Annotated in this window: 6 protein-coding genes and 3 tRNA genes; 5 read left to right on the plus strand and 4 right to left on the minus strand. The window is 35.2% G+C overall.

Annotated elements, in window-relative coordinates; genetic code table 11:
• Nucleotides 1-12 precede the first annotated feature (12 nt).
• The 3 genes from rimO to SD960_RS19520 form a co-directional block, all read right to left on the minus strand.
• Complete coding sequence (gene rimO, locus SD960_RS19510) at nt 13-1,326, minus strand: 30S ribosomal protein S12 methylthiotransferase RimO (protein ID WP_042564688.1); 1,314 nt, start codon at nt 1,324-1,326, stop codon at nt 13-15.
• Nucleotides 1,327-1,511: 185 nt separating this feature from the next.
• Complete coding sequence (locus SD960_RS19515; protein ID WP_318805468.1) at nt 1,512-3,014, minus strand: OmpP1/FadL family transporter; 1,503 nt, start codon at nt 3,012-3,014, stop codon at nt 1,512-1,514.
• 45 nt (nt 3,015-3,059) lie between these two features.
• Entirely contained in the window at nt 3,060-4,070 is a 1,011-nt protein-coding gene (locus SD960_RS19520; protein ID WP_318805470.1) for a hypothetical protein, read from the minus strand.
• A gap of 101 nt (nt 4,071-4,171) precedes the next feature.
• Here SD960_RS19520 and proS point away from each other — a divergent pair, with 101 nt between their 5' ends.
• The 5 genes from proS (at nt 4,172) to rpsT (ending at nt 6,437) form a co-directional block, all read left to right on the plus strand.
• The gene (proS, locus tag SD960_RS19525) at nt 4,172-5,650 is read left to right on the plus strand and encodes a proline--tRNA ligase (protein WP_318805472.1); all 1,479 of its coding nucleotides are present in this window, start codon (nt 4,172-4,174) and stop codon (nt 5,648-5,650) included.
• Between the two features lie 77 nt (nt 5,651-5,727).
• A tRNA-Glu gene (locus SD960_RS19530) sits at nt 5,728-5,799 on the plus strand.
• 46 nt (nt 5,800-5,845) lie between these two features.
• Nucleotides 5,846-5,917 (plus strand) — tRNA-Glu (locus SD960_RS19535).
• A 43-nt stretch (nt 5,918-5,960) separates the two neighbouring features.
• Nucleotides 5,961-6,032: transfer RNA gene (locus SD960_RS19540), tRNA-Glu, on the plus strand.
• Between the two features lie 153 nt (nt 6,033-6,185).
• Nucleotides 6,186-6,437 carry a 30S ribosomal protein S20 gene (gene rpsT / locus SD960_RS19545; protein ID WP_041517133.1) on the plus strand — a complete coding sequence of 84 codons (252 nt, stop codon included), beginning with the start codon at nt 6,186-6,188 and terminating at the stop codon, nt 6,435-6,437.
• A 128-nt stretch (nt 6,438-6,565) separates the two neighbouring features.
• Here the strand turns inward: rpsT and SD960_RS19550 are convergent.
• On the minus strand, nt 6,566-6,938 hold a 373-nt coding region (locus SD960_RS19550; RefSeq protein ID WP_318805477.1), incomplete at its 5' end, for a transposase.

Genomic DNA, 6,938 nt, shown 5'->3' on the forward strand with positions numbered 1-6,938 from the left:
AATACTGTAAATTTAAGCAGGTTCTCCGTATAAATCAAATTCTGTAGCTTCAATTATCCTTATATTAACAAATTCACCTGTTTTTACATAATGTTTCGATGCATCTATTAAAACTTCATTATCAACATCCGGACTGTCAAACTCTGTTCTTCCCACAAAGTGAGCGCCTTCTTTTCTGTCAATAATACATTTAAATACTTGTCCAACTTTTTCCTGATTCAAATCCCATGAAATTTGCGATTGCAATTCCATGATTTCATTCGCTCTGGCTTGTTTTACATCGGCTGGAACATCATCTTCAAGTAAATAAGCATGAGTATTTTCTTCGTGAGAATAAGCGAAACAACCCATTCTGTCAAATTTCATCTCCTGAACAAAATCTTTCAAAATTTCAAAATCTTCCTGTGTTTCACCCGGATAACCCACAATTAAAGTAGTTCTAATTGCCATTCCCGGAACAGCAGCACGAAAATCTTTCAATAACTGTGTTGTTTTTGCCTGAGTTGTACCACGACGCATTGATTTCAAAATAGAATCAGAAATATGCTGTAATGGAATATCAATATAGTTGCAAATTTTAGGTTCGCGTTTCATTAATTCCAAAACGTCCATCGGGAAACCGGTAGGGTAGGCGTAGTGCAAACGAATCCACTCAATGCCTTCCACTTTTGCTAATTCTTCTAAAAGCTCAGCAAGATTTCTCTTTTTATAAATATCAAGACCGTAATAAGTTAAGTCCTGCGCTATTAAAATTAATTCTTTAACGCCATTTTTAGCTAAGCCTTGAGCTTCTTTTACTAATTTTTCAATTGGTTGAGAAACGTGAGTACCTCTCATTAAAGGAATGGCGCAAAAACTGCATGGTCTGTCACAGCCTTCGGCAATTTTTAAATAAGCATAATTTTTAGGAGTTGTAGTTAAACGTTCTCCTAATAATTCATGTTTATAGTCAGCTCCTAAAGCTTTCAATAGTTGAGGTAATTCTGTTGTACCAAAATATTGATCCACATTCGGAATTTCTTTTTCTAAATCGGGTCTGTAACGTTCAGATAAACATCCGGTTACGAAAACTTTGTCAACTAAGCCTTTGTCTTTTTTATCAGCGTATTCCAAAATCATATTTACTGATTCAGCTTTTGCATTATCAATAAATCCACAAGTGTTAATTACAATGATATTTCCTTCTTCTGCAGCTGGTGCCTCGTGTTGTACTTCTTTTCCATTTGCACGAAGCTGTCCCATAAGCACTTCGCTATCATATACATTCTTCGAACACCCAAGAGTGATTACGTTAATTTTGTTCTTTTTTAAAGACTTGGTTCTCATACTTTTATAAATTGGAGTGCAAAATTACACTTTTTTATTCAAACACCACTTGTTTCGGTTTGTTTTACATGTTTTTTTGAAGCTAATTGCTTCAAAATTCTGGGTTCAATCTTTTTTCGTATTAAAAAAAAATCCGTCAGATAAAAAACCTGACGGAAATTTCCATTCATCTATTTATTTTTTAATTACAATTCAAATAATAAAGTCAAAGAAACATTATTCAGTTTCGATGTAATGTTTGCAGCGTCAGTAAGTCCTCTGTCAAAAAGTCCCTGATTCGATTTTCTTTCTAAATAAGAATATGCTAAATCTACTTTTGTTCCTCCAAAATTGTATCCTAAACCTCCAGAATAACTGTTTAAATCCCCAATTGTAGTTCCGTTTTTATAAGGACTGCCTTCAAAACGATACCCGCCACGTAGGCTTAATCGGTTTATTTTATATTCAGCACCAACTCTTAACTCTCCATTGCTGGTTAGTTGATTGCTAATATCGTTATTAACTCCTCTGAAACCTGCGTCACTTGTAGGTTTATATTTTGTATTACCGTAATCTTTAATAGAATAATCAATGCTAATTAATCCTGATTTTCCAAATACATATGCGCCGCTAAAAGTAAATTTACCTGGAGTTTGGAGAGTATAAGGCTCATATACATTTATGATATTTGGATTTACATCTGCAAAAAGTTCAGGACCATTTGCAGCTTGTCTGGTTGTATAAACACTTTGTGAAACTTCATCATATAATTCATACCAAGTGTTTGATTCGTATGCTAATCCAAGTCTGAAAGCTTCTGTAACTTTGGCAATTGCTCCTAATTGAAAAGAGAAGCCATTACCATAAGTATATAATTCATTATTGAATCTTAAATCAGAAATCGTTTCTTGCGAAGTAAGAGCATTGTTGTTGTATTCATAAAAGCTGCTTGATCTTCTATAATCTGTAATATGTACATTTAAGTTCGCTCCCAAAAAAATACGATCTTTGTATGAAGTTGCAATGTTAAAACTTAATTTACTATTGTATCCCCTGGCGTAAATTTCATTTTCCTGATAATAATTTCCTCCTGTAGGGACGTTAGAGTTATATTGTGTGTTACTATTATTATCAATAGCAGGATTTATTATAAAACCATTATAGCCCAAATAAGCCTGTTGCTCATCATAAAATTGATCTCTGTACGGTATATTTTTAATGTCACCTAAAGGAATTCCGTTAGCATAAGCTAAAAAATAGTTTGCTACAGAGTTTGGATTACTTCCAACAGAGAAGGTATTGCTGTCAAAATTATTGGTATTTTCATAAGTTGCTCCAATTACAACTTTATTCCATCCATTATTCGGGTTTCTGTCGTTGAAAACAAAAATACCACCAGCCTGATTCAGGATGAACGAATTGTCTTTGTTTTGAGTTGGGTTTCCATTAAGATAAACAGAATTATTAGCAAGATTTTGATTGCTTAATGTTAATCCAAACTGATTGTTGTTGAATATGGCAGATCCTGCCGGGTTTACAGAAAGAGAAGATAAATCTCCGCCAACAGCTCCAAAAGCTCCACTCATGGCTCTAAATCTGGCAGTTCCGGTCAAATTGTCCTGAGCAAAACGTACAGCATCTGAAACTTCTTGTGAATGTGAGACGCTAAAAGTTAGTCCTGATATGATTAGGAATACTATTTTTTTCATTTGATTAGGTGTTAAATGATTTTATGTTTGAAAACAGAAGAGGAATTATCTTCTTCCTCCACCGCCACCGCCGTAAGATCTTCCTCCGCCGCCACCGCCGCCTGATGATCTCATGCTTCCGCCGCCACTATTATAAGAACGTGAAGAACTGCTGCTCGGTGTTGAATAACTTCTTGATGAGTTATTACCGCTGTTATTATAACTTCTGCTGGTTGAGTTGCCTGATCCTCTGTTTGAGTAATCGTAACTACTATTTCTGGAAGAGCTGTTTCTATTTGTAAAAGTAGGGCTCGTCGTTCTGCTATTTACAGTAGAGCCTCTTCTGTAATCAGAATAGCTGCTTTGTCTGTTTGTATTATAGCTATTTCTGTTGGTAGTATAGCTTCTGTTTGAATAGCTCCTATTTGAATAACTTCTGTCTGAATAGTTTCTATTAGTATATCCTCTTGAAGTGTAATTTCTGTTATATGCGTAATTTCTTCCGCCATAGTAAGCTGCAGATCCTCTTCTTCCGTAGTTATAGGCATAGTTGTTATAACGGTATCCGTAACCGCCACCCCAGTATCCAGGGTATCCCCATCCAGGTCCCCAATATCCAGGATAACCCCATGCGTAGCCAGGATATCCCCAGTAACCACCACCATAACCCCATCCGTAATAAGGATAACCCCATCCTAAACCAAAACCTATTGACCAGGTTGGATCAGAATAAACATTAACGGCAACATCGCTATTGGCGCTTCCCCAAGCAGGATAAGCATTAGTAGTTACAGTTTGAGTGCTGTCGTTTTCGGCGTAATTACCGTACGAATCTACATCTGTGAAAATTTCAGTCGGCTGACCGTCGTCTTGTAATGATTTAAAGTATTCTTTATATTGATTGTTGGTACCTGTGGTATTTGTTTGAGCATACGTTCTTGATGAACCACCATATACTCCGTCATTATCATTATATGAAGTATTTTGGTAAGAACCACACGATGCAGCTAGAAAACTCAATAATCCAATTAAATAGAAATGAGCTGAGTTTTGGCGAAAAGAAATAGAAGTTTTCATATCTGTGGTGTTTTTTATTGTTGCACATTACAAAAATAGTTAGTTTTGTCAAACTATTTAGTTAAAATTATTAAAACAAAATTTGTGCCAAACTATTCAATATGAGTAAGAACCTCACTACAAGATCAGAAGATTATTCGAAATGGTATAACGAACTGGTTGTAAAAGCAGATTTAGCCGAAAATTCAGGAGTTAGAGGATGTATGGTTATCAAACCATACGGATATGCGATTTGGGAAAAAATGCAGGCTGAGCTGGACAGGATGTTTAAAGAAACAGGACATCAAAACGCGTACTTCCCTTTATTTGTGCCTAAAAGCATGTTTGAGGCTGAAGAGAAAAATGCAGAAGGATTTGCAAAGGAATGCGCCGTTGTAACACATTATAGATTAAAAAATGATCCGGACAAACCCGGAAAATTAATAGTTGATCCAAATGCAAAGCTGGAGGAAGAACTTATTGTTCGTCCAACAAGTGAGGCAATTATTTGGTCTACTTATAAAGGTTGGGTTCAATCGTACAGAGATTTGCCTTTATTGATTAATCAATGGGCTAATGTAGTACGTTGGGAGATGCGTACACGTTTGTTTTTAAGAACGGCTGAATTTTTATGGCAGGAAGGACATACGGCGCATGCCACAAAAGCAGAAGCAGTAGAAGAATCTGAAAAAATGATGAACGTTTATGCTGATTTTGCAGAGAACTTTATGGCGATTCCGGTTGTAAAAGGTATTAAAACCGAAACAGAACGTTTTGCAGGTGCTGATGAAACCTATTGTATTGAAGCATTAATGCAGGATGGGAAAGCATTGCAAGCAGGAACCTCTCACTTTTTAGGTCAAAACTTTGCAAAAGCATTTGATGTAAAGTTTGCTAATGCCGAAGGAAAGCAAGAACATGTTTGGGGAACTTCATGGGGAGTTTCTACCCGATTAATGGGAGCGTTGGTTATGACGCATTCTGATGATCAGGGATTAGTGTTGCCTCCAAATTTGGCACCTATACAAGTTGTTATTGTTCCAATCTATAAAACAGATGAGCAATTAGCAGAAATTACGACTGCGGTTAATGATTTGACTGCTAAGTTGAAAAAGTTAAAGATTTCAGTTAAATATGATGACAGAACAACTCAAAAACCAGGCTTTAAGTTCGCTGAATGGGAATTAAAAGGAGTTCCTGTTAGAATTGCTGTTGGTCCAAAGGATTTAGAAAACGGAACTTTTGAAGTTGCAAGACGTGATACATTGACAAAAGAAGTAGTTCCTGCAGAAGGAATCGTTACTTATATAAATGATCTTTTAGAACAGATTCAAAATGATTTATTTAATAAAGCATTAGACTATCGTAATACTCATATTACGGAAGTAAATAATTTTGAGGAGTTTAAAGAAGTTTTAGATGGGAAAGCTGGTTTTGTATCCGCTCATTGGGATGGTACGGTAGCTACTGAAGAAAAAATAAAAGACCTGACAAAAGCAACGATTCGTTGTATACCTTTAGATAGTGTAGAAGAGGCCGGAACCTGTGTGTTTACTGGTAATCCTTCTACAAGAAGAGTGCTGTTTGCTAAGGCATATTAAAAAATTTTATTTTTTTTTGCATCAGGTATTGTACATCTTAAAAATAGTTGTATTTTTGCATCCGCATTAGAGAAGCAGGCCCGTTCGTCTATCGGTTAGGACGCATGGTTTTCATCCATGTAAGAGCGGTTCGATTCCGCTACGGGCTACTACTTTTTTACTGCAAATTGTTCTTAAAATACTGAGAATTAAAATGGCCCGTTCGTCTATCGGTTAGGACGCATGGTTTTCATCCATGTAAGAGCGGTTCGATTCCGCTACGGGCTACAATAATACCTCTATTTAAATATAGAAAAACTTAGAAGGATATGGTCTGTTCGTCTAGGGGTTAGGACTCCAGGCTTTCGTCCTGGTAACAGGGGTTCGATTCCCTTACAGACTACTAAATTAGTTGTAAATAAGTTTTGTAAAATAAAAATTGGTGTCTCGGTTTTTGTTTTATTAGTTAAAACCAAAGTGATTGTTTTGCAATTGTGGGAGGTTTTTCTTTTTTAACTAGTATTTATAATAATTATTACATCTAAAATTAAAGAAAATGGCAAATCATAAGTCAGCATTAAAAAGAATCAGAAGTAACGAAAAAAGAAGAGTTCTTAACAGATATCAACATAAAACTACTCGTAATGCTATTAAAGCATTAAGATTAGCTACTGATAAATCTGATGCTGCTTCAAAATTATCAACTGTAATCTCTATGATTGATAAATTAGCAAAAAAGAACATCATTCATGATAATAAAGCTTCTAACTTGAAGTCTAAATTAACTAAACATGTTGCTAAATTGTAATTAATTACAATTTCCTAAAAATATAAAAATCCTCTTTTAGAGGATTTTTTTTTGTTTGAACAAAATTGAATTTCTATGGATCAAGCCGTAAATCTGGATCAAGCCGTAAATCTGAGGAGAGGCAAAAATTACGCATAAATATTAGTTAACCTGAAAAGGAAAAATTCTACATTCCTTACACCTCTGAATTGAGATCTAAATGCTTTTATTTTTGCATTGAAAGATTCCGCTGAAGCATTGGTACTTCTGTTGTCAAAATAATTCAATATCGTTTGATAATGATTCATAATGGTTCGGGAGATTGTATTGAAAGACTTAAAGCCGGATTGATTTACTTTTTCATGCCATTTGGCTAATTTGGCAAAACCAATGATTTTATCTCTTGTATTCTCGAAGATACTTCTAAGTTCTTGAGTGAGATTATATCCCTTTTGAATATCAGGATACAATTCAAACAACAATCCAGCACGTTGTATTTGGTTTGGAGTCCATTTAGATCTG

This window comes from Flavobacterium sp. MMLR14_040 (assembly GCF_033657265.1).
In the GTDB taxonomy this organism is placed as follows: domain Bacteria; phylum Bacteroidota; class Bacteroidia; order Flavobacteriales; family Flavobacteriaceae; genus Flavobacterium.

Bases quoted from the DNA above. Each gene is read 5' to 3' on its own strand.
- rimO (WP_042564688.1), bottom strand. From the start codon at position 1,326: ATGAGAACCAAGTCTTTAAAAAAGAACAAAATTAACGTAATCACTCTT.
- SD960_RS19515 (WP_318805468.1), bottom strand. From the start codon at position 3,014: ATGAAAAAAATAGTATTCCTAATCATATCAGGACTAACTTTTAGCGTC.
- SD960_RS19520 (WP_318805470.1), bottom strand. From the start codon at position 4,070: ATGAAAACTTCTATTTCTTTTCGCCAAAACTCAGCTCATTTCTATTTA.
- proS (WP_318805472.1), top strand. From the start codon at position 4,172: ATGAGTAAGAACCTCACTACAAGATCAGAAGATTATTCGAAATGGTAT.
- rpsT (WP_041517133.1), top strand. From the start codon at position 6,186: ATGGCAAATCATAAGTCAGCATTAAAAAGAATCAGAAGTAACGAAAAA.